This is a genomic window from Bradyrhizobium sp. B025 (assembly GCF_042257955.1).
Taxonomy (GTDB): domain Bacteria; phylum Pseudomonadota; class Alphaproteobacteria; order Rhizobiales; family Xanthobacteraceae; genus Bradyrhizobium; species Bradyrhizobium diazoefficiens.
The window spans coordinates 1,459,641-1,483,398 of sequence record NZ_CP170150.1 but is presented as its reverse complement, the minus strand read 5'-3'; the positions used below and the strand labels follow the sequence as shown (position 1 = coordinate 1,483,398).

General features: G+C 57.7%; 16 protein-coding genes and 1 pseudogene. 5 read left to right on the top strand and 12 right to left on the bottom strand.

Annotated elements, in window-relative coordinates:
• Nucleotides 1–373 precede the first annotated feature (373 nt).
• On the bottom strand, nucleotides 374–607 hold the full coding sequence (locus tag ACE10W_RS06885; protein WP_014497799.1) for a hypothetical protein: 234 nt from the start codon (nucleotides 605–607) through the stop codon (nucleotides 374–376).
• Nucleotides 608–1,803: 1,196 nt separating this feature from the next.
• Between ACE10W_RS06885 and trpD the strand changes: the two genes are divergently transcribed.
• The 5 genes from trpD (at nucleotide 1,804) to ACE10W_RS06860 (ending at nucleotide 7,415) form a co-directional block, all read left to right on the top strand.
• The gene (gene trpD, locus ACE10W_RS06880; RefSeq protein ID WP_014497800.1) at nucleotides 1,804–2,817 is read left to right on the top strand and encodes an anthranilate phosphoribosyltransferase; all 1,014 of its coding nucleotides are present in this window, start codon (nucleotides 1,804–1,806) and stop codon (nucleotides 2,815–2,817) included.
• A 239-nt stretch (nucleotides 2,818–3,056) separates the two neighbouring features.
• Nucleotides 3,057–3,242, top strand: a complete 186-nt coding sequence (locus tag ACE10W_RS06875) for a hypothetical protein (protein ID WP_014497801.1) — start codon at nucleotides 3,057–3,059, stop codon at nucleotides 3,240–3,242.
• Nucleotides 3,243–4,114: 872 nt separating this feature from the next.
• Complete coding sequence (locus ACE10W_RS06870; protein WP_133415003.1) at nucleotides 4,115–4,375, top strand: hypothetical protein; 261 nt, start codon at nucleotides 4,115–4,117, stop codon at nucleotides 4,373–4,375.
• A gap of 792 nt (nucleotides 4,376–5,167) precedes the next feature.
• Nucleotides 5,168–6,478 (top strand): peptide ligase PGM1-related protein, encoded by a 1,311-nt coding sequence (locus ACE10W_RS06865; RefSeq protein ID WP_018647485.1) that lies wholly within the window; start codon nucleotides 5,168–5,170, stop codon nucleotides 6,476–6,478.
• A gap of 469 nt (nucleotides 6,479–6,947) precedes the next feature.
• On the top strand, nucleotides 6,948–7,415 hold the full coding sequence (locus tag ACE10W_RS06860) for a hypothetical protein (protein WP_018647484.1): 468 nt from the start codon (nucleotides 6,948–6,950) through the stop codon (nucleotides 7,413–7,415).
• A gap of 543 nt (nucleotides 7,416–7,958) precedes the next feature.
• Here ACE10W_RS06860 and ACE10W_RS06855 read toward each other — a convergent pair.
• The 11 genes and pseudogenes from ACE10W_RS06855 to nodU form a co-directional block, all read right to left on the bottom strand.
• Nucleotides 7,959–8,258, bottom strand: a complete 300-nt coding sequence (locus tag ACE10W_RS06855) for a 2OG-Fe(II) oxygenase (protein ID WP_244611380.1) — start codon at nucleotides 8,256–8,258, stop codon at nucleotides 7,959–7,961.
• A gap of 315 nt (nucleotides 8,259–8,573) precedes the next feature.
• Nucleotides 8,574–9,334, bottom strand: a protein-coding gene (locus ACE10W_RS06850) for an IS5-like element ISBj2 family transposase (RefSeq protein WP_110115815.1) whose coding sequence is annotated in 2 segments (ribosomal slippage) — nucleotides 8,574–8,995 and nucleotides 8,995–9,334 — 762 coding nt in all. Because the reading frame shifts where the segments join, the coding sequence is not laid out codon by codon here.
• A gap of 122 nt (nucleotides 9,335–9,456) precedes the next feature.
• Entirely contained in the window at nucleotides 9,457–10,608 is a 1,152-nt protein-coding gene (locus tag ACE10W_RS06845; RefSeq protein WP_014497805.1) for a GFA family protein, read from the bottom strand.
• A gap of 1,211 nt (nucleotides 10,609–11,819) precedes the next feature.
• On the bottom strand, nucleotides 11,820–12,686 hold the full coding sequence (locus ACE10W_RS06840; protein WP_011084835.1) for an electron transfer flavoprotein subunit beta/FixA family protein: 867 nt from the start codon (nucleotides 12,684–12,686) through the stop codon (nucleotides 11,820–11,822).
• A 517-nt stretch (nucleotides 12,687–13,203) separates the two neighbouring features.
• On the bottom strand, nucleotides 13,204–14,952 hold the full coding sequence (nifA, locus tag ACE10W_RS06835; RefSeq protein ID WP_014497807.1) for a nif-specific transcriptional activator NifA: 1,749 nt from the start codon (nucleotides 14,950–14,952) through the stop codon (nucleotides 13,204–13,206).
• Nucleotides 14,953–15,204: 252 nt separating this feature from the next.
• Nucleotides 15,205–16,041 (bottom strand): SDR family NAD(P)-dependent oxidoreductase, encoded by an 837-nt coding sequence (locus tag ACE10W_RS06830; protein ID WP_018646999.1) that lies wholly within the window; start codon nucleotides 16,039–16,041, stop codon nucleotides 15,205–15,207.
• Nucleotides 16,042–16,769: 728 nt separating this feature from the next.
• Nucleotides 16,770–17,882: a nodulation protein NodZ gene (locus ACE10W_RS06825; protein ID WP_011084832.1), complete on the bottom strand. Its 1,113-nt coding sequence runs from the start codon at nucleotides 17,880–17,882 to the stop codon at nucleotides 16,770–16,772.
• Between the two features lie 165 nt (nucleotides 17,883–18,047).
• A pseudogene (locus ACE10W_RS06820) lies at nucleotides 18,048–20,074 on the bottom strand (carbamoyltransferase).
• Between the two features lie 255 nt (nucleotides 20,075–20,329).
• Nucleotides 20,330–21,118 (bottom strand): ABC transporter permease, encoded by a 789-nt coding sequence (locus ACE10W_RS06815; RefSeq protein ID WP_011084828.1) that lies wholly within the window; start codon nucleotides 21,116–21,118, stop codon nucleotides 20,330–20,332.
• A gap of 3 nt (nucleotides 21,119–21,121) precedes the next feature.
• A complete protein-coding gene (gene nodI, locus ACE10W_RS06810; protein WP_011084827.1) occupies nucleotides 21,122–22,042 on the bottom strand; it encodes a nodulation factor ABC transporter ATP-binding protein NodI in 921 nt (306 codons plus the stop codon).
• Between the two features lies 1 nt (nucleotide 22,043).
• Complete coding sequence (gene nodU, locus ACE10W_RS06805) at nucleotides 22,044–23,753, bottom strand: nodulation protein NodU (protein ID WP_375762588.1); 1,710 nt, start codon at nucleotides 23,751–23,753, stop codon at nucleotides 22,044–22,046.
• Nucleotides 23,754–23,758 lie beyond the last annotated feature (5 nt).

Sequence of the window (23,758 nt, the reverse complement as noted above, 5' to 3'; positions counted from 1 at the left end):
ACTGATATGCCGTTGCGGCCGCGGCTAAGTGCCAAAAATGACCAGTAGCAGCTCGACGTACCGCGCAGGTGGCATCCGGGCTTCCTCGTTAGGCGCAACGGATTGACTGCAAGTGAGAACTGGTACTCCGCATTACCGTTATGTGAAAGCTAGCTTTCGAGAAGCTGACGAAGCAAAGAGACCTGAAGGAACGTTGGGCAAGCGGCCGGCTCCGCCCTCACGTCCTATGGCATAGGACGGCCCGGCCGCCTCGCTCCTCGCTCCCGCAACGCTCGGAGCAGGCGGGATTGACTTGCTTGTTGAGCGATATCAGCCTCGCCCTTGGGTTGGGTATAGTTCAAAAGGCTGAAGCCTTGATTGGCCGTAGCAGCGCTTACAGCTCTTGCTCAGGCCACGTATCGTCCTCATTTTTGCGCATCCGCCACACGAGGGCGCGCTGCGCTAACTTGTCGTATTCGAAGGCAATCTTAAGCAACCTGTCTTTTGCTTTCCCGTCAACGAGCGCTGCCGCCTTCTTTCGCGTTGCTTGCGCGCGGCCTCGCCAGTGATCGGGTTGGTAGAGTTTGCTTTTCGGATTCATGCCGAGAGCATGCAATTCGTAGATCAAACAATTGCGACACCTACGCTCCGTATCATCACGTAGGAGCGACGCTCGTGGCTCGGCTGCCGAAGCGGTCGATCCCTAGTCCACAGCCCCCGACAGCTTTAGACCATCGGTCTTATGAAGAGACTTTGAATCGCATGCATCGTTAGATTGTACGAGTTGGGACAAGTGGGGATCACCACTGAGAGCCAGGGGATTCCTGACATCACGACATTTGCGAATGCTTCAAATATGTACGCTAGCCCAGGACGACGAAATAGAGAGCCTAACACCATCCGGTGCAGGCCTACCCCCGATTCATCGAATGTCATTCCCGGCGGATGACGGGCTCCGTACAATGAGAACCGCAAAGTAGAATAACGAGCTTGCCGACAGCCAGCTAAGCAGATCCGCAGCTTTCCGGTTGGCAGATGATGCGCTCCGCACACAGCAAGAACAAAACGTCACCCCACCCGAATTGAAGGAATGTTATGATTCAGAAACAACGAACTAAGTTGGCTTCGGACCTCGGACTTCGCTACGGCGCCATCGCTCTTGGCCTGGCAATGACAACGGTCATGCTCGCGCCAGCCAACGCGCTTGATCAAGCGCCGACCGCAGAGGAGAAAGAGGCCTGTATGGAAGACGTGTTACGCCTTTGTAGTAGTCATATACCAGATCGCTTTGCTATCACTGTCTGCCTCAGATCCAAGCAAGATCGCCTCAGTCAGCAATGCCGATACGTGATCTCCGGGCGGGACATCGGCAATCAGAGCAGCAGATCGAAGTGAAGGTGCTACGACTTGTCCGCCCGGCTCCTTACCAGAAGTCGTCCCAGCTCACGTGCAGCACATCGCACGAAGGTTAACCGGCGGCCCCCGCCACGGCGGCGCCGGAAGCCAAAAGCCTTGTGACCCTCCTAATATCGCCGGCAAGCAGGCTCGAGACGACGCTATTGTTCTGGTATCAAGCGACTGCAGTCCTCTGACCAGCCGCCGGCGTCCTATCTAGGGCACCATCGAATGGAGAGGGCTTGACCCTCACGTAGCGTCAGGTTGTAGCGTCGCCACAGATGCTCACGTTTCATCTGTCGGCCGCCTGTTGGACAAGTGCGGCATAGCGAGTGCGAATAGACAGGCAGCTGCAACAAGGCACTCGGCTGCAAAGACGTCTGGCTGAACGGTCGCAGCTCAGATTGGACAAGGGACGTGCACAGTTCGATGGAACCGCTCAAGTCGATCATCGCGAAAGTTGCCACGGGCGCCATACTGACGCGCGAGGAGGCTGCGTCAGCGTTCGACAGCATGATGTCGGGTGACGCAACTCCCTCGCAGATCGGTGGCTTGTTGATTGGGATGAGAGTCCGCGGCGAAACAGTCGAAGAAGTCACCGGCGCCGCGTCCGCAATGCGGAATTTAATGCCCAAGGTGGAAATGCAATGCGACCCCATCGATATCACTGGTGCGAGCGACGGGGCGATGCGTCCGCTCAACGTATCGACGTGCGCTTCCTTCATCGTCGCCGGGGCCGGCGTTCCTGTCGCCAAGTATGTTAACCGCGCTGCGACTTTGCGTTCAAGCACCGCAGACGTGTTGGCGAGTCTAGGCGTAAAGGTCGATCTCAAGCCTGATGCGATCGCACGTTGTGTGCACGAAGCCGGCATTGGCTTCATGTTTGCGTCAGCCGGCTATCCTGCGATGCAGCGCATCAGCCAGATCCGAAGCGTGCTTGGAACCCACACAATGTTCAATCTAATCGAGGCTTTGTCTAATCCGGCCGGCGTCAAGCGGCAGATCCTTGGAGTTTTCGCTCGCAAATGGGTGCAGCCATTGGCGTACGTCTTGAAGAACCTGGGTGCCGATTCGGTATGGGTTGTTCATGGCTCGGACGGGCTCGATGAAATATCCCTCGCCGGGACAAGCTTTGTTGCTGCGGTCGAGGCCGGTACAGTCCGCACGTTCGAAGTGACGCCGGAAGAAGCCGGGCTCCCCCGCTACCGCGCCGATGCGCTGGAGAGCTGTGATTGCGAGTCTCATGCCATTGCGTTAGAGAAAGTGCTCGACGGCCTCCCAGGCCCTTTTCGTGATGCCGCACTTTTGAACGCGGCGGCGGCACTGGTGGTGGCCGGTCGTGCCTCGAACCTACAGCAAGGCGTGGCACTTGGCCAAGAATCACTTGATCACGGCGCTGCAGCCGCCCGGCTGACTCGCTTGATTGCGGTTTCAAACGCCTAAAGCTGAGCTGGCTGAGGCTCGACTAATGCGATCAAGAGTGCAGCTTACGTGCGCAAGAATATTGCAGCTGCAAATGCGCGCCACTTCTGCGGAATTTGAGTGAGCGCCGCTGACGAAACAACTCGCGCTGAGCAGGTGTCCGACAGCCACCCCTTTGCCGACTAGAGGCTGTTCTCGGCCCGGTTGCTGAGGTGAGGACCCGCGGCGCAACGTGCGTTACGCGCCAAAGGAGACAATGGATGATGCCCTGGCAGAGGATGGAAACACTGGGAACGATCGCAACAATAGAACACATCATCCGGAAGTTTCGGGAATTGATCGATACAGATAGCTCCATCCCGCCAGAGCTGCGGCGTGCGCTGCACGATACCCTGGATGAGCATCTTTTCGAGGCAAAACGACGTGTTCTGCTGAGAGCGCATTAGGTGCGCCGTTGCCGCCTACATGCCGAGAGACTGGCAGGCCAGCGTGGCGCTTTACGCAAACGCCAAAAACACTTGCCAAGCTTGGCTTCGATATCTCGCCTTCTCAGACTGACCGCCGATGGTGATTCCCGCATACGCCCCCTGAGCAACTCCAAATTTCGCCGGAAGCGAGCGGCGACGTGCGTTGGGTACGCCGCCGACGCGTTCGCTGGATCTCTCCTCAATGGCCCTCATTAACTGGGGCTCGCCCCCCTCACGGCGGCGCTACATGTTCGCGATAGCCCCTTGGGGGACTGCTTGGGCCAGCATTACCTTGGTCACGTTTTCATAGGCCGCAAAAAAGGGGCTTGAATCTGACGTAACGTTAAATCGTACGCTCTCGGGCGTGGCACCTATCGTGTGAGGGACTGCGAATGCCTCAGCTGGTCATATCCGCTGACCGATGGCCGGTCATGCTCCTCATTGTCTATAGTCCCTCGCTCGGGAGGGCTGTGCAGCGAGTTCCGATCGCGGCGCCAGAGCTCGCACGTAGCTCTAAATGGTTCGGCATTTCTGATCCTGACAATATGGCCGCCGGCGGCCACTTCGCCACGGGAGCCGATAAGGTCAGAATTGATCGACGTGGAAGTCTATCGGAAGCGCTTAGGTGGCGCCCGCTTCCTGAAGCTGCTCGTCTCGCGCAGCAACGCACAAAACTCAGTTCGCCGAACCCGCCACCTTCAAGCTCCTTTCCGCACCTGGCAAGGCGTTTCGACCGTGCAAGGTTTGGCAGATGGTGAGCCCGCGCGGGTTTCGACGAGTGGCCCGCGCGGGCGACTCCGCGTGACCAGCGCGGCATCGGAAGAAATTGTTTGGCAGGCTGGAGCAGCAAGTTGAAAGACCGCGATGGCCTTAAGAAGGTCCTGTTAGTTCATCATGTTGAAGGCCAGTGCCGTTGCATCATCGGTTTCAAAGATGGAGATATGAGAGCGGCCTATATGTGCGGCGAGCCTGTATATCAAAAACGCGGCAAGAAGACCTCTTCGTGGTGTGCCGATCATTACCGGAAGATGCACACCGCAGCTGAGCAGAGCGGAGTGATCGATCGATCGGCAGATTTCCCTCGAGCGATATCCATCGTTCGCACCCCATGACAGCCATTAAAAGAAGGCTTCCGCCAAGACCGTGTGAGCACAGCCTGTACAAGCGCCAGCCGAAGCATATGACCGGGGCCTCGTCAGGATTTGGGGGGCCGTTGCGGGTGGCGCAAACAGAATGCGCGGACCTGACACGCATGAATAGCAAGCTGAATTTTTCCACCCCGGCCGAGGGAAGCGCTACCTATACCTTTGACAAGACCGCGATTCATTTCGAACGGAAGCCGTCCAGCTATGTCATCCTCAATCGATACATTGAGCGGATCGCTCGCGCCTTGGAGAGCCATGAGAGGAGCCCGACTCGAGATCCCCAGCCTCGCCGGCGACAATGGACACTGCGAGGCCGATGGATCTATTCCGCTTCACCGCGGCAAAACAACTCTCGATTATTTCAAGCGAGAATATCTTTCCAGCAAGAATAGAGCGAGTGCTTACGGAACATCCAAATGTAGCCGAATGCTGGTCGGTCGAGCCGTTGCTCGATGGGAAGACGCACCCGCCGCTTATGTGACCAAGCGGCGGCGACTGCCGGATCGAGGCGCAAGCGCTGATCGCCCATGTTTGGTCAGAGCCCGTTTATCGGGCTCTGCGAGATCATTTCATACGCGGCCGAGCCATAAATTGAGATCGGCAGATTCGAGGCGGGCCGTTCTCTCCCGCTGCATCGCAGGTGACATCGAGATGGCGCAAATTCTCCCCTCTCCCAGAGCCTTGCCACGGCATGGCAACGACTTCGTGGTTGCCATGACGATCCCATCCTGATCACGACCAGATGTCCGGAGGTCGAGAATGCCGCGAATCCTGATTATGAATGCCGGTACGCCTCAGATGTCGGGCGCCCACCTAACAAAAGCTCAACTTTCGCTGGCCGCCAACTCGGCATTTCGTTCAGCGTGGTTTGCTCAGGAGGGCGACCTGATAGTCTCTCCGGTAGTGATCCCGGCCGATCTGTTATCCTTCATTGGCGGAACGCTCAATTTCCATTCATCGGCTCTTCGCCTGCTTGTACCTGCGAGCCGCCAATCGACAATCCTCGATGATTGTACGTTACTGTCCAAAACTGTTGTCGAGCGGCTCAAAAGACATATTCGCCAGAAATCAGACTGGCAATTGTATCCCTGCTACTCTACTGAAGGCGTCGCACGCTTGGCGGCCATTCTAGGCATACCGAAGACCGGTGACGACTTCGCTTTGCAGCGCGGGCCTGATCTGTTGAATCGCAAGAGCCACTTCCGTCAATTGGCAACAAGCGTTGCACTTCCGCTCCCCCATGGATCAGTCGCGACAGACCCAAATGGACTGTTCAAAGCCGTCACCTCCCTCAAATCCGAGACCGGCACGGTCATTGTAAAGTTGGATAATGGAGCTGGTGGAGTTGGAAACGTCATCCTGACCAGCAATAAGAGCGATCCGCTACCTGGAGCCAGAGATACTCGGTGGGTTTCGTGGCCGTCGTTTGATCCCGAAGCATTGTGGTCTGAGATGACAACAGCCTCGTGTAAGACGCTGGTCGTGGAATCGTACCACTTGGCCCGATCTTTATTCTATCTCGAGTATACAATCCAGGATGATGCATCAATCGCTTTTGTCAATAGTGGAAGCATACGTCTGCGTAAAAGCGCAGACCGATCCGAAAGAGCTCTGATCCGGACGGGACTTGAGCTTCCAAGCGACTTGGAGGAAGAGCAATTGTTAGCTGCCCAGGCCCATGCCTACCGTTTTGTGGCACTCGCGCGAGACCTGGGGTATCGCGGAATGATCAACATCGACGCCATTTTCGCACAAGACGGGCGGTTGCTGTTCAATGAAGCGAACGGCCGCTGGGGTGGCGGCTCGGTGTTACACGACATTGCCGTCCGGCTGCTAGGCGTCGACTATTTCGGCTGTAACGTTATTTTATCTGTGAGAAATGTGCGATCAGCATCCTTCCGGGCGGCGCATGATCGTCTCGTCAAGGATGGACTTATATTCGACCACACACGTAAGGAGGGCGTGATCCCGCTTGCTGCCGATGAAAAGGCTGGCACTGTGGAGTGCGTTGTGATTGCGCCGAACAGGCCCGCGGCCCACGATCAGCAACACCGACTATTGAAGTCGTAGCAAACATCGTCAGCCGCTCAATTCATCGCTTCGAAGCCTGGGATACACCATCGCGCACCGGGAACGCGCGCCTCCCTTCCTTCACGTGGCGACGAAGGTGCCCCAATCACCGAGCAAGCTTTGGTCGGACGATGAATGGTGGCCCTATGAGAGTGCTCTTGTTCGTCCCGGACGAGACCAGCGGTGCGCCGAAGCTTGTACAGCGACGAGCGTCATGGCGTAAGGCTGCCAGCGCAGTTGCCGACCCCAAAAGCTAATCGCATTGCACGTCCTGCTTGGCCGATTTGCGACGCCTACGTTGAAACTCGACAATACGATGCGCGATTGCACTCGCTGGCTTGGGTTTATGCGAGTTTCACTATGAAATAAGCGGCCCCAAAAGACCGCACTTTGCCGGCACGTAAATTGCTGCATAGGAGCAGGAGTTGCCGCAAAGAACGCGGCCGCAGCAGCTATCTTCGGAGCCCCAATGAGGCTGATCCGATTGATCTTGTTCGACTTGGCTTTGATTCTGCTTGCATCTGGAGTTGCAAAAGCCATGAATGTGGCCGCTGGCGCAAGTTCCGCATTTGTCAGGCAGACTGCTCTGCGCGAGGTGGCACCGAGCTCCAAGCATGGTGGTCCCTACTACAGCCAAACGCCGCTCGTTCCCGGGCAGCCGCCGGACAACCCCGGTCGGGACCAGCTGGCTGACAATTCCGCGGGGATGCAACCCAGCTTTGGATGTGTGGTCCGTGAGTCCCGACGCCCGACTAGCTATATCTTCGATAGCACTGAGAGGCTCAATCTCCCGCCCCGTGTGATGCCGTCGATCTGCAATCCTATCGCCTCGCCTCTCAGCCTCCTACCTGCGGGCAGCGGAATGGTCATCATGGCCTTTGCGACCACTCTCCTCGTGATTGTGGTGATTGTGGTGGAAATATTCGGCCCATTGTAACGGCGTGAGGCCCCAACCGCTCCCCTTTCGGCGCCCGCGATACAGCTCGGCATGAGCGGATCCGTGGAGGAGGAACGATGGCAAATACCATGCTCGAGCCAGTAGCAAGGTGATCGTCGCGTCGAGGTGATCACTGGGATCGTCGCCGACGATGGACGGGCGAGGAAAAGGCCCGGATCGGGGCGCAGAGCTTGGAGTAACAATGACACGACCAAAGCGATCACTTCATCGCCACAGCCAAGCCCTAGATCCACAGGCTTGTGCTGGCCTGCCTGCTGGATCATCTCGCCAAGCGCGTCCACGAACTCACGCCCGGAATTGGTAACCTCAGAACGTCGCTCATGCCCCATGAGCGAGGTCGGCCATCCGCTCAAGACGCCCAACTAGGGGCCGTCACCGGACGCGTACGATCAATGTAAGCCATCGCTTGCGACCAGACTCGTGTCGGACCTCACGAAGGACCCGCAAGATGGGAAAGCCATCAATTCCCCGGAGAGCTCGCTCAGCCCACGATTTGCAGAGACCCATATCAGGCGCGGCACGCTAGGGCCGAGCGTTAGAACCCTCGATGATCCGGCGGTTCACGCCGCTGCGTTTTGAACAGAAGTATACGAGGGATCGGCGCTCCCCGCTTGATACCGGCTTTACCTCATGCCGGACCTTACAGGTTGTGACAAGCACAGCGCCAAATGGCGGCCGGAATACGTGTTGTTCGTACCCGGTTGGATATACCACGAATTCACCGCCGTCGAAGTCTCTCGCTAGCTGCACAATCACCGAGTACTCGAAATCCGGATCACTCGCCGCATCCAAATGAATGCCGATAAAGGACCCCGGCGGCATACGATGCATCTGGCATCGGCGAACCACGTAATCTGCGGATGCTCCGAAGATCTTTCTTAGCGCGAAGCTGCGATCTCTACTTTCGAGCAGCTCCATGATCTGACCCGAAGCAGTACCACTCACGTTGCTAGGCGCGTGGCCGGGCGGGTCTACCCTCACGCGCTGGACAAAGACGCTGTGCAAGTCGCCCGCATCTCCCTCCCGCACTTCTTCTTCCGGAATCTCAGCCTGCAGCTGATCGATCCTGGCTATGTCGTCTTGAGTGAATAACATTTGCGGGGCGATTACGACGGACCCCTTTACTAGGGTCCAGACTCAATTGAGCCAATATGCGACGAGAGCGGCGAGATGAACAGCGGCCAAAAAATTACGGGCGAGCTTGTCATATCGCGTGGCGATGCGCCGGAAGTCCTTGAGCCTGCAAAAGCAGCGTTCGATGACATTTCGTCCTTTGTAGGCGCGTTTGTTGAAGCGATGGATGACGACACGGTTAGATTTATTGGGGATTACGGGCTTGGCGCCACGACGAATGATTGCGCCGCGAAGCTTGTCGCCATCATACCCTTTGTCGGCGAGGAGCACGCTCATGGGTGGCGCGAGCGCCAGGACATCGGGAGCCGCAGCGATATCGGCATCCTGGCCTGGAGTCAGATGCAGGACGACCGGCCGGCAGAGCGGATCGCTCAGCGCATGGATTTTTGTCGTGCGGCCTCCGCGCGAGCGGCCGATTGCTTGATTGTGCTCCCCCCTTTTCCGCCGGAGGCACACCGGTGAGCTTTAATCGAGGTCGAGTCGAGCGACAGTACGACGCCGTCTTCGCCAGGCTTGGCCAGCGCTTCGAAGATTGCGCACCATCGTCCTCGCTTGGCCCAGCGATTGAAGCGATTGTAGATCGTCGTGTAAGGGCCGTATTCACGTGGACAATCACGCCATCGTGCACCCGATTGCAGCATGTGAATGATGCCGCTGACGATGCGTCGGTCGTCGTCCCGATCCGGCCCCGTCAGTCCCCTCGGCAGATGCGGTTCGATACGCGCCCATTGCCTGTCGTTCAGCCAAAACAAACCAGCGCGCATTCTCTCGCCCCCGAATCAACACGTAGGCAAGAGAATCACGTGGCGCTATTTAGGTACAGACCCTAGCAGCTCAATCCGGTACTTTGTCAGGACTTCTTCTGAAAGAAGACAGGATTTATCTTTCATTGCGCGCGCCATTCGAGCTCACTCCTTTGATCTTCGAAGCATGACTCCGGGTCCTGCTGCATTGACAGGAATGCTTGCTCCCAATGCGCGCCATCGAACTCAGATATTCTTAAGTGCTCGATGGTCTTTCTATCCAGACATCGGATATTTACGCTGTACCCGGAGGGATTCGACCTCGGCCTATAGAATGGCTTTACGCCACAAAGCCGGCAAAACGTGTGCCGCGCAATATTCTTGTTGAACTGGTATGTCGTGAGGAACTCTTCGCCGCACTCGATGCGCAGCTTATCGCCAGGTACGAGCAAGTGGACAAATCCAGACATTTGACAAATTGAGCAATTGCATCGAACTGCAGAGAGCTCTCGAGGTGCATTGACGTAGAATTTGATAGCGCCGCAATGACAACGGCCATGATGTTGCATCTCGGAGTGATCATCTCCCGTACGCGCCGCCGTTCCGAGCAGATCGCGACACCACTGGACGCTGAGCCGATAGGCTCGGCCGAATTCATTCAAAAAGCGATCATTAAGGCCAGGCTGCACAAGTTCACCAATCAGCCGGCCTGTCATTTCTCCGTGGTACTTCTCCGCGGGATCTTCTCCGCCGACATGGCCGCGAAAATACTCAAGATCGTCCGGCCGCGCCTTGAAGGTTTTGACCAGAGTGGTCCACAGCGACTGGATCATGTCTGCAGCATGGAGCTCAAAGGCGACCATGTAGGCGCAACGAACCAGGGGGTCTTTCGATGACAATCCGGCATAGAGAGAATGCAGGTACTGCTTCGTCCTGTCGCTATAGTTGGGCCTTATCGCTCTGCCGAGTAGTCGTGCAGCATCCTTTCTCAAGAGGTTGGAGTGAAAGTTTTCTGTCAAAAGAATATCGGGCAACGCCGCCTTGCCGCCCCGGAGAATCCCGCCATGGCCACCGGTCTCATCCCAGCAGATAAAATTCGCGACCACGCTGGTCAGTTCAATGTCCCTCCCAATGTCCCGATTTTGATGCATTGCATCGAATATGAGGTCCCTTTGCGACCCTGCCTGCAGGTACGGGAACGCCTGTGACATCGCTAGGTATTCAGGCAGCAGGCTGGCGACCTGGTCTCCGGACATCTGGGAGGCGAACGGATGCGGGCCGAACAAGGCTCGCACTCGCTCAGTCAAGTACTCGCAGGATAACTTCGGAGGCTGATCCGGTGCAAATCGAGACGCTTGAGATATCATTTGACTCCCTGCAGATGAGAAGCGAAACGGTCCTTGACGAAGCTACCTTCATGTCCGGGCCGACTATTGACCGCGCTGAGTTCATTGGCTTCAAAGGGCCTAATGTTGCGTTCACCTTTCACGCAAACTTTCGTCGTTCTCCTGGCCACGGCAGATTGCGGTCTTCTCTGTCCTGGTCATGCGCATCGAAGGGACTTCGTTCATTGAGGGAGCGGCGAGGATCCGGTTGGCTTCCAGTCCAGCAGCAATCCGATGCCGCAATGGCAGCCACGGCGAGCATGCGCGCGGAGAATCGTCTTGGATACTTCGCCGCGCATGCCATTCTGATGCTAATGCCGCATGCGCGAATGACACGCCTAGTCGCGCGGTGCAGCTTTGGCTGCCTGAGCAAATGAATGAAGCCCTCGCGGTTGCTGCTGCCGCCATTTCATCGAACCGCTGTCAACTTGGTACAGCATTGTAAAATCCAATTCGTGCCTACCGACCTCACAGGGCCTCAGGTCGTTCGTGGCATGCCGCTCGCCTGTTCTTCGCATTCGCGGTTACCCCCTCTTAATTTTTACTGGCTAACAGCAACCATCATGCCAACTCTTGAATTTGCTCCGTCAGATTCCGAAGAAGCTGGTATAACACTTGTGACCTATCCTCATAGCAAGTGCATAGCACTTGAGAGGCTGCGCACCGCCGTCAGGAACGAAACAGCGGCTGTTCACATACACACGGCTGCTGAATTGGCGGATTGCTTCAAAGGCGCCGCATAGGTTGGCTTTGCTCCTTAAAGCCAGCGACAGGGCTTTGGACGTGCAGACGGCAGCGCTAGCATGGTGACCCGGGTTGCTGACGTATTCCGTCTTTGCTCGCGACCGGTACGGAGGACGCAATGGTCTTCCACGGTCGAACACGACAAAACGGAAGATCTGAAATATGCGCAGGCCTGTTTGGCCGTGCCCCGGCAATCCTGGGCGGCTCCGGACTCGATCGTAGCGATAACGTGCTCTACGGAACATGCGGCCTCAGCCGATGGCGAGATCGACGGATGGCATAGCAAACTCTTATGGTAGCTTACCGCGTTGCACAACGACATGTTGCGCTCTCATCGACTCGGGTGCGAGCGTTGATACATTTCTTGGAGCGCGTTGCTAACATTGCCCGGACAGTCCAGATCGGGCGTCACGAGCAAGTGTCGCCAGATCGGTTTCGAGCTTCGGTTGATTCAAGAAGATTGCGTCTATTAGCGCCTGCGCCGGCTGCTCGGCGGACTCAACCAGCGCCGCCCTCTCGGCCCGCGCAGGGGGAGCGAACACACGTTTGACGACAGTCGGCGAGCCCTTGAGCCCACATTTGGAGATGTCTTCGACACCTGCATCTTGCGCGCTCCATTTCACGATTTTGGCTCGCGCGGCACGCAAGGCATCCGCCATCGCGCCTCGCCGAATCTGATTCGTCGCCTCAAGCATGGTGATGAGGCAGGGCAACCTAGTGTGCAGAACCTGCACACCGCCTTCCGAGCGCCGCTCCGCTTCAATTGTTTCATTGGCGACGTCCACGGATCTGACCTTCGCAACGTAAGTTAGCTGCCCTACGCCCAGTCGCTTCGCGATGCCAGGACCAACCTGCGCTGTATCGCCGTCGATGGTCTGCTTTCCCGTGAAGATGAGGTTTGCCGGACCATATTCCTTGCCAATTTTCCGGATCGCTGTTGCAAGCGCATACGTAGTGGCCAGCGTATCCGAGCCCGCAAAGCAGCGATCAGTAAGTAGGACGGCGCGATCAGCACCATAAGTCAGCGCCTTTCGCAACGACTCCTCTGCCGATGGCGGCCCCATGGTAAGCACGGTAATTTCGCCACCGAACCGATCGCGCAGCCCCAGCGCGGCCTCGAGCGCGAATAGGTCATACGGGTTGATGATGGTCGGCACTCCCTGACGCATGATTGTATTGGTCACGGGGTGCACGCGGATCTGCGCCGAGTCCGGAACTTGCTTGATGCAGACAATATTATGCAAGGTGTTGCTCCTAAAGTTACGTCAGTTGGGAAGAGAACAGCAAGTCTTGTACCATCCCCGCCGCTTGGGACCGCTCGCTGTCACAAGGCTTAACACCGGGTAGTGCGCCCTCTCTACCCCGCGCTTCCTGAAAGGGATGCCGGCACAAAGCAGGCTCGGACAGCGCTGTTTCGCAGCACCACGCTGGCAAGTGGCGGCGGGACTGCTTGCGGATTGACTGCCGCTAATCCCCTGCAGGCCCGGACCGGTCGAGGGTCATTAAGCATTGCGTTCGCCAATCCGGCTTGATTGAGATAAGGATGATAGCTCTTTGCATTTCGAGCAACCGGCGGTTCGCGATTGTGCGACTCGCAAGTGAGGCTCTCCGCCCCATCTGTCGCTGAATAGTTGAGCCCTTCTCGGGGTCGTGGCAAGCCGACGCCCCCGGCGGTCCATTCCCCTCAGATTGCTAGATTAACTACGCGGACCGTCTTCACTTATCGATTTGGCGGAATCAGTCCAGGCCGATGCGGGGCGCTCAGAACCGCTTTATCTCGATTCCGTATTTCCTCAGCGCGTAGCCGACTTGGCGCGGGGTTAGCCCGAGTAGGCGCGCTGCCTTGGCCTGCACCCAGCCAGACTTTTCCATAGCCGCAACGACCCGCTCGCGATCAGCCATTCTCGCACCACTAACGAGAACTGTGCCGGAAGGTGCCAATGAGCCCGGTTCGCAGACAGCCTGCGGCGGAGGGGCCGTTTCAGCCAGCGGGATGATGGACTTTGCAGGCACCGGTTGCATCGGTGCCGCCGGGTCTGTCTTGCCATACGATGTGCTTTTCCAAAGCGTCGTGGAAAGGCATTGGCCTTGGCTGCATGCAAAGTCACTTCTTACAATCGATGTTCCGGCACTGAGTGTCGCGGTCCGCTCGATGCAGTTCTCGAGTTCGCGGACATTTCCCGGAAATTTACAGCTCATCAGTACATCGATCGCACTCGCCTCCAGAGTAAGAGAGCGGCCGTTCTCGCTGTTAAACTTTCTGAGGAACTCTCTTGCGAGCAGCGGAATATCACTGCGTCTTTCGCGAAGCGGCGGCAACAACAAGGGAACTACGCTAATACGATAGTAGAGGTCCGCGCGGAATTCGCTCCTTGCCACAGCCTCTTCAAGGTTCCTGTTGGTCGCAGCTATCACCCGAACATCGACTTTAATCGTGTGATTGCTGCCGACGCGCTCGAACTCCTGCTCTTGCAGAACTCGCAGCAACTTCGCCTGGAACGGAGGTGAGATCTCTCCGATCTCGTCAAGAAATAGCGTCCCTTTGTCAGCAAGCTCGAAGCGCCCCTTGCGGGCGCTGACAGCACCGGTAAAGGCACCTTTCTCATGGCCAAACAATTCCGATTCCAGGACCGTCTCGGGGAGCGCCGCGCAATTCAGCTTAACGAACGGCCGCTTAGCACGAACGGACGACTCGTGAATGGCCTTGGCTACCAGCTCCTTCCCGGTACCGGATTCGCCACGCAGCAGAACCGTGCTGTTTGATCTGGCTACAACGACAATCTTCTCAAGCAGTGCGCTCAGCGCCGGGCTGTCGCCAATGATCCCGTGTGCCTGAAGCTGCTTGCGCTCGCGAGCGGGCGGCCCACGATCAACTGTCTGTTTCTCTAGCCGGTCCTTGTCCACCAACGATTGTTCGCGATCGCCGGCGAACAAGCGATGTAACTTGATCGTTTGTCCTATCACGTTCGCGACCATGGCGAGCAGCCGCGCATCGTACTCGAGAAGACTTGAACTGCCTTCCGGGATACGGTCGATCGTCAGCGTACCAACGACCGTCGAATCAACGCGAATCGGGACCCCGATGAACGCTACCGGTATACTATCAGAGGCGCCGAGAACCTCCCGGTCGGCAGCGCTGAAGGCCGTCTCGGCGGCTACATTCTCGACCATAAGAGACCTGCCTGTCGCTACGATCTCGTGGATTGCTTTCTGCGGCACGCACGTCCGGTAACGTTCGTCAGTGCCTTCGCTCCAGCCGGCGCCAACTGTAAGTTCTGGAACGCCGTCATCGTTGAACAGCGAGACGAGGCCGTGTCGCATCTGCACAAACGATTGCAGAAGACCGAGAACGTTGGCCAAGGTGACTTCGAGCCGGCCGGGAGCATTTAGTATTTTCGATATTTCGTAGATGCCGGCCAGCGCGCTCTCATGCGACGGCTCCCCCGGGGGGGCACGCTCCGGTTCCGGCTGCGAGGCAGGTCTTTCGCTCGAGGAGGGGATATGCAGCATAAGCCTGTCTCCGTTTCCTTGATCATCCTCCCTGGACCCATGTCCGGATTGGCGAGGTTCGTTTTGCATGTCACTCTCGATCTAGCGCCAAGTGTTGACGAGATGACATCGAACCGTGACACTTTTTCATGGCACGACAGTAAACTTGCCGTGTGCCTTCGATTCATTTTCTGTTGATTGTATGCGCGTGGTCAGCGGAGAACGTGAGTCCGTTGGGAAGCTCAAGTCAGCTTCGCCGCCGGGCCGGCCGCTTCACAGATGCTGGCCACCGTTGATCGGCACCTCGGCACCCGTAACATAGCTCGCCGCATCCGAGCATAGGAAGAAGATGACCTTGGCCACTTCGTCCGGAGTACCCACTCTGCGCAGCGGGATACTTGCCACGACGCGCGCTTCCGCGTCGGGCGACAGCATGTCGGTCCTGATTTCGCCGGGCGCGATCGCATTGACGCGAATGCCATGCGGCGCATAGTCGTGGGCCAATTCGCGTGTGAGGCTCGCAAGCGCAGCTTTCGAGGTCGCATAGGCGCTACCGGCGAATGGGTGCACCCGCGAGCCCGCGATTGAAGTCACATTCACGATCGATCCTGACGCGGCTCTTAGCTCATCAAACAAACCCTGCGCCAGCAGGATCGGAGCCACCAGATTAAGATGAAAGACCCTCATCCAGGTATCGGTTGAGGTGGTCAACGATGTCATCCGATCGCCTGTGGGCGTTTTCGGCGACACACCCGCATTATTCACCAGCGCGTGCAAGGGCGCACCGGCCAAGCGTTTCTTAACCTCGGTGATTGCGCGCGGCAGCATTCGATGATCGCCGAGGTCGACCTGGAAATGATCGTCATTCCCAGCCTCCCAGGGGCATCGCTCGCCGTCGAACGGTTGGCGTGCGCAAGAAATGATGCGCCAGCCTGCCTCCGAGAATAGCTTGGCAGTGGCATGGCCAATTCCGCGCGATGCGCCGGTGAGTAACATCACCTTCAGTTCTCCACGATCAACGCGCGCATTAACGGCGTCAACGAGGCGATCCAAATGTGCTTCGGGCAGCGGACCTCGGATCAGATTGTCATTTGGCAGATCGAGACCCACGGCCGCCTCCTCTACTTTTGCGCCCGCGCACGCGTAGCAGGATTTGCGCCACTGCGATGTACGTAAATGCGCTTCCGTTTTGCGTCCTAATGTCGCGCACGCGGAATGCTTGGCGCATTCAAGACAGCGGAGGTGAGCTTTCTGACAGCGATGGTGACTCTGCTACGTAAGTTCGCGAGCACTCGCCCGCTTCATGAAAGGGCTACCCAGCCCGCGTTCGCTTTCACGATCGCACAACCGTACGAGCCTGCGGCTGGCCGGCGCCTCTCGTCGAAGTCGAAAAATGCCCGGGGATAACGGCCACGGCCATTAGCCGCCCCAACATAAAACTGATGTACCAAGCTTGCACGTTAGATTCGTCGGCGGCCACTTTTGATCTATCGCGCCATGCTCTGAGCGGCACTGGATTTCGCGGCGCTAGTTCCAAGCATGAGCTGGCGAGCTGAAATGTTCATCCGTGATTGAGCGTTGTTTAGCTTCCGTCTGCGGCCCGCCCGAAGCGAAGACGAAGGCGTGCTCCTTCTGTAAAACGCAGCGGCACTTTAGGGCCGTTGTTGTCGAAGCCGCGCCTTAGCCGAACGCATTCGGCCGCGGCTTCGTTCTCTTCGCCCCTGGAACGTTGCGGCAATGACAGCCCGCGGGCCAGAAAATCGTCGCCCGGAGAAGAACTTCCACGGCTATCGGACGTAAAGAGCGGCGGTGAGATCGATCACGCGGGTTTGCGACTTTCACGAAGCCATAAGCGCTTGCGAGTTGTCTTCAATCAGGATCAACCGGCCCGGATCGTTCAAATCGAATTCTATAACGCGTGGGGCGAAAAGACGCGCATAGCGCGTAAAAGCGCTCGTTGGCGGAAAACGGATCACCGTGTCGCAGCGGGCAAGGAGATACATCTCGGTGAGGGCAGAAAAGCCGCCTTCAGCTCCGAGGGCGGGATGGTGCAATGGGCCCGCTTGAGGCGCCTGGAACTGCTTTGGAATCGCGAAGACATCGGGAAATTTAACCGAAACCTGCTCGAGGACGAGCGCACTGTCCGTGCACAGGAACGCCCTCACAGGTTTTGCGTGGGATAAACTCCTGGCCTCATCAATGGCATTGTAGATCTGCCGCAAGGCGCGCTCCGTGTCCGCCCAGTAAGGGGCATGCCCCATAATATCTTCGCCATTGCCATGCCGGACATGAATGCCGATTACGCTGTACGGCTCAAAGTGCTCGCGGTAGATAGCATCAATCCGGGCCTGAATTTCAGGCCGCGGCTTAATACTCCGGAAGATTTCGCGTTCCGCTTCCTGATCGCAGCGCCACATCAGGCAGGCATCACACACAACCGTGTTAGCGTCACTATCTCTCTGACTTTGGAACAGTTGATCGAGTTGATCGCGTTCCCTGAAAATCTGCTCGTCCGGTCGATAGATGCAATCGAAAGATGGCTTGTTCCACCATGTTGGAAAGAATGGTCCTGGAAACGAACGCGTATTGATGTCGTCATCGCAAATTACTCGCACTCCGCCAATGTCTTCAACCGGTTCGAAGAAGACTGGAAAGGCATTGGTGAATGGTTCATCAAGATAACAAGATCCCCGCCAATCAATGGCTAGCGTCCGTCCTGTCTGCTTTGCAAATCGCCAGGCTGCCGCGAGTGACCACAGACAGTCGCCAAACCCCGTACGTCGCCGGGACACTACGAACCGATCATTGCTCGAACCGCTAACCATCTGCCTTGCCTTTTCGCGCGCTCCTGGTTGGACAAGAGACGTCAGTACAGACGTCTCGCGTATCTTCTCGCCCGGCGTCACGGCCTGAAATCGCGGTGCCGGCGAGCTGCATCGGTAGAACTTCATAGCAGGGCTATCCGTGACGGGCCGCGTTCTCTCAATACGATCGTCCTTTCTTCAACGGTGTTGCATCGACCTGCCCGAAGCCCGATGCCCGATGCCCCGCTCTGCATCGGATGGCCTGGTCCCCTCACATGCACGCATGGGCGTGGCCATGCGCATGAGTCATGGCTATGTTCCGCTTTGTACATTATCGTGACGGCAAGCCGCGTGCAGCGGATGCAGGCGAACGCCCCGAAGCTCCCATACGAGCCGCAATTCCTTCACAAGATCTTCACGCTTGGCCTGGTCCAGCAGGGCTGTGTCGAAAAGCGACCCGAGCGACGCCTCGCCCTCGATTCGCATCAAGATCTCGAAAAGCTCAGGTGAGATACGCATACTAGAGTGGGCGGAATGTCCCATGCGGATCTCGCAGACCGTTTCCTGCCGATCTGGCGCTATGTGGGAGCGAACACGATGAAGGGATGCGTACGGCGGCAATGACGCAGCCAGCGCACTCCAATCCTGCAGTGATGCTGGCCGCTTCCTGACGAGGAACGGCCCAACAACAAGTCCGTCCAGATCAGTCGTCAAAAACGTGGTGATCGCATCTGACACGGACTGCACGATCGGCTCGGCATTGTTGTTAAATGAGGTATTTAGAAGAATCGGAAGGCTCGTTCGCTTCTTGAACGCATTAATGACGTCCCAGTAGGCGGGGTTTGTCTTGCGCGATACGGTCTGCAGCCGAGCCGTCCCATCAACGTGCGTGATCGCACCGAGCACGTTACCCTTGGCTTCACGCACGCGAACTACGAAGTTCATGAAGGGGAGCTGCCGCGTGCCGTCGGGGAGCTCAAAGAACTCGCTCGCATCCTCCTCTAATGCAGATGGCGCAAAGGGGCGATAGCTCTCGCGCTTCTTGACCACCGCGTTGATGCGATCCTTGTTTTCCGCAGGCCGCGGGTCCGCTAGAATGCTGCGGTTACCAAGCGCACGTGGGCCGAACTCAGAGCGCCCCTGAACCCAGCCGATTACAGCGCCATTTGCCATCCAGTCCGCCGCACTGGATGCTATGTCATCACTTCGTTGAATGTCGAGGTGGCCTGACCATGCGTTGAGCTCAAGCTCTGTGGCTTGCTCGTTCCCAAGATCGGGCCCCCAATAAACGTCCGGCAGTCGCTCGCGCGGCGCTGGCCTGCCTAGCTCGCTTGATACCATTAATGCAGCGCCGAGTGCGCAACCGGCGTCGTGCGCCGCGGGTTGAACAAAGATGTCGTCAAATAGCCCGGAATAAAGCAGCTTACCGTTCAGCGTGCAATTATGGGCCACCCCGCCAGCTAGGCACAGGCGTGTCATGCCCGTCGCTTTACGATGGTGCCGCAGGGTGTGAAACACGATCCGCTCCAGCGCTTCCTGCAGCGACGCGCTGACATCTCGATGCTGTTGGGTGAATGGCATTCCCTTTCGCCGAACCTGGATGTTGCGCAAAAGGGCTGGTCCGATTCGATCCAGGTGAACGCGATAGCCACCGCTGTCCAACAACTCGTAGAACTGCGCGAAGAGCTCGCGATAGCGATCGGGATCACCATACGGTGCAAGCCCCATCACTTTGTATTCGTCGAACATCCCGCAGCCGAGATATCGGATCGTCTCGAGATAGAACAGCCCAAGAGAGTTGTGTTCCGGGAAACTTACAAGCTGCGCAATTACGGTCCCGGACCCTACCGCCATTAAGCCTGAGAGAAAATCGCCCCCGCCGTCGATCGCAAACACCAGACTTTGCTCGAACCCGGACATGGCAAACGCGCTCACGGCATGTACTTCGTGGTGATTCACGAAGGAAACCCGGACGGATCGATCTCGGCCCCGAATTCCCGTGCCAACAGCTGCCGCAGCAACAGTTTGGGGTCCAACGGAACGGGCTGAGAAACAGAAAGGCGCTCGAGCATGGCTTTGCAGTAAGCTTCAGTCGCGTAGAACGCGATACGGTCGATGTCGCCGAGCTCGACTCCTGCGGTAGAAAGGCAGTATCGGATCGAATTGCTGGGGAACTTGTTGGAGTGCTTGACGCGGTTGAGGCGCTCCTCTTCGACAGCAGCAATTACGCGGCCGTCCTGCACAAGTACCGCAGCGCCATCGTGAAGAAATGTATTCGGCAGCTCCGGAGAGCTTTCATAGATTCTGTCAAGGCCGCCACTCAGTCCTATGCTCAACATCCCGTTCTCCATGGAAGGCCATGCCGTCCCACCGATCTAATCTGTACAGTCACGCGCAGCCGGTGCGCGTGCCAGGCAGCACAACACGACTTTGCAAGGTCCGATCGGCCGAACAGGCGGCCGTAGAGCTGGCTCGATCGCGGCTTCTCAAGGCCGTTTCACAAGCTGCTCTGACAGACCAGGTCACTCGCGAGCTACCGCGGAACGCATCATGACACTGCATCGCTTTGACTTCTCCGTTTCGCTGAACTCACGTCAACGCAGCAGGCGGCGCCGAAATAACGCGATCGACGCGAAAAAGGGCAAGACCGCGTAAACGCAGAGCGCGCCTACGTGTAGGGCGGCATTGTCGGCGCCGCGCTCAAGCATCACTGGGCGAATAAGGTCGACCGAATGTGCCAGCGGCAACAAGCCGGCAAAGTGCTGAAATGAGTCGGGCATTTGGCTCGTCGGAAAGACCGCGCCACACAAGAACACCATGGGCGTAAGGACGAGCGACTGGTAAAACACGAAGTAATCGTAAGTTGGCGCAAGAGATATGACGACCATTGCCAGGCTGGCGAAGACAAGGCCCGTAAGGGCGATTGTCGGTATCGCACAAAGAACCGACGTCCAGGATGCATAACCCAGGGTGGCAGCGACAATCCCGATTGCTGTCCCGGCTAGAACGGACTTACTGGCCGCCCACACCAACTCACCTAGAACGATATCGCCAAGCGTGAGCTGTGTGAACAAAATTCCCTCCCAGGTGCGCTTGACATCCATCCGAGCAAAGGCTGCGTACAGAGTTTCAAAGGTCGCGGATGTCATAGCGCTAATCGCGACCATACCCGCCGCCAAAAACGCAATGTACGAAGTCCCCTCAACCCGTCCCACAATGAGTCCGAGCCCAAAGCCAAGGCCAAACAGATTGGTTATGGGATCTGCGAGGTTGCCGAGAAGCGATGCAAGCGCGACTTTCCTCCATGCCAAGTAATTTCGACGCCATACCGCGGTCCAATTGTACGCATTAGCCGGCATGACCGACGCATAACCATCATCCATCGCTCATTTCTCCATCTCGCGCCCGGTCAACCGCAAAAACACGTCTTCGAGATTCGGGGGGCGCTGCAGAACGCGAAGGTCCGTTCGCCCGCGCAGGTGCACGCTGATTTCGTCCGGACATCGCGCGTAACAAAAAAGCGTCTCTCCACTCACTTCGATATGCCGCGCATACGGCCTGATCAGCTCCCGGAGTTGATCTAGATCACCGCCATAGATCTCGATCACGTTGCAGCCGATATGCTCGTCGATCAAGGCGTCTGGCTTGCCTTCGGCGATTTTGCATCCACTCTCAAGCACGCATAGCCGATCGCAAAGGCGTTCGGCCTCTTCCATGAAGTGAGTGGTCAAGAGGATCGTCTTGCCGCGCGCAAGAAGAGCCCGCAGGCGTTCCCAGATCAGGTGGCGAGCATGCGGATCGAGCCCCGTCGTCGGCTCGTCCATCACGAGTAGATGTGGATCATTGATCAGAGCGCGCGCCAGCGTCAGCCGCCGCTTCATACCACCGGACAAAAGGGAGACGCGCACGTCCGCCTTGCTTTCAAGCCGCGCAAACTCAAGCAACGAGGGCACAACCGCTTCGATCGTGCGAGCGCTCATGCCGAAATAGCGGCCAAACACAAGCAGGTTCTCCCGCACGGTGAACTCGGGCTCAAGGTTATCGAACTGCGGCACCACGCCTACGCGCACGCGCGCCGCACGAGCGCGGGAAGGCACAGGCTCATCGAGGACCGTAATCTTGCCTCGATCGGGGGAAATCATGCCGAGGAGCATGCGTGCAATCGTACTTTTGCCAGCTCCATTTGGCCCAAGCAGCCCGAAGCACTCTCCGCGCGCAACCGAGAACGACAGGTCATTGACGATAACCTTGTCCCCGAATGACTTTCTCACGCCGACAAGGTCGATCGCCATATTGGACATGTTCATCTTAGGCTGACAGAAGTCGTTCCGTAGGCGATGACTTCTTGATGACCGTTTTGCTCCAGAGCATGCCCTCGCACCACACATGCTCGACGCGCCCCCATTGGCATGCCGCCGCAGCATCGGGAAAGAATCCCCGTCCATGGAGGTTGGCGCTCGTGGTGCAGAGCAGCGGAATGCCGGTGAGTTGCTCAAATTCGATGAGAAGCGCAGCAATTTTGTGAGGAGAGTTGCGGGAAATTGTCTGCAGCCGCGCCGAGCCGTCGAGATGTACCACTGCCGGGATCTTGTCGCGCCAATTCGCCCGGGTTTGGTGATCGAATAGCATGTAAGGATCTGGCGTACCCGGGCTGAAGATCTCCGGCGCACGATCTTCCAGACAGATCGGCACCACCGGCCGGAAGTGTTCGCGCCGTTTGATGTCGTTGAGATGATCCTTCATCTCCGGGGACGTTGGGGCCGCAAGAATGCTTCTACCGCCCAACGCCCGCGGCCCGAGCCCGGCACACCCGGAAAGAAAGATGACGGGCTTGTTGTCAGCAAGAATCGAGGCAAGTTCAGGCAGACTGCACGGCGCCGCCTCCCAGTCCGGCGGAACCTCGCTCTCCTGCAGGGCGGGGCCACTGTAAACTGACCATTCCAACGGCTCGAAGCCATCTTGCGCTGCCATAGCGCCGCACGCCGCGCCGATTGCCGAGCCACTGTCATTTGGAAACGGCGGCACCCAGACATCATCGAATAATCCGGTCGCGCGAAGCGCGCTGTTCCATTTGATGTTGAGACCGCAACCTCCGGCGATGCATAGATTTCGCGCTCCCGGAAGCGACGAGTGCCGTAGCAGAACCATCGCGATCTCCTTAACGAGAAGACGTTCCAGAAACACATGAAACGACGCGAGGACGTCCTCCGCGCGCTTGGCCTTCAGGCGCAATGCGCTTGACTCGAAGAAGTCGTGAATAACTGCGAGAGACGCTTCCGCATTGTTGATGTTTTCGCGGTAGCGACGAGCCTGCTCCGTGTCAGCCGCTGAGCGCGTTTCATAAAGCTCCTGGAACACTTCCACGATGCGTTCGTCCACGGAACCAAGCTCGATGTAGGCCATCAGCTTGCCAGCAATGCCCAAATCCCAACTGGAGCGGTTCGGCTGCCGGTATGGGCCGAAGTGAAGGCCCGCGGCGGCATAGGCATGGCCAATCATCGGAAACAGCGATCCGATGAGCCGCGCGCCCTGGGGCTCGACATAGTAAGGGCGTGGAAAGATACAGCCGTCCCATACCAGACACAACGCGGGTTTCCCCGCGCTGGCGAAAGGACTGGTGCTATATGCTGAGGCGACATGGCCCGTGACATGCGGGTAGCTCTTATATGGAAACTCCTCGCCTCCGAGGAGGAGGCCATAGCCGTCGACGGAATCAAGGAGGCCCTCAGCATGACGCTCGACATATGGCGCGCCTTTTAGCGCGACCGGCACCGCTCCGCTTAGGAGCTGGAACTGCGATTCATTCTCCCCGTCCCAGCCATCAATCACGAACTGATCGATGTCGCGCGGATTCAGGCCATGCTCCGCCAAGGCGAAGACGACTGCATCGAGATTGTCGACGGACTGATAGCGAGGACCATTGCCGCGCTTCTCTTGCTCGACGCAAAAAAGACGCCGACCGTCCTCGACGACAGCAATTGCTCCGTCATGTGTCAACTTTATTCCGCAGATGCGCATACGTC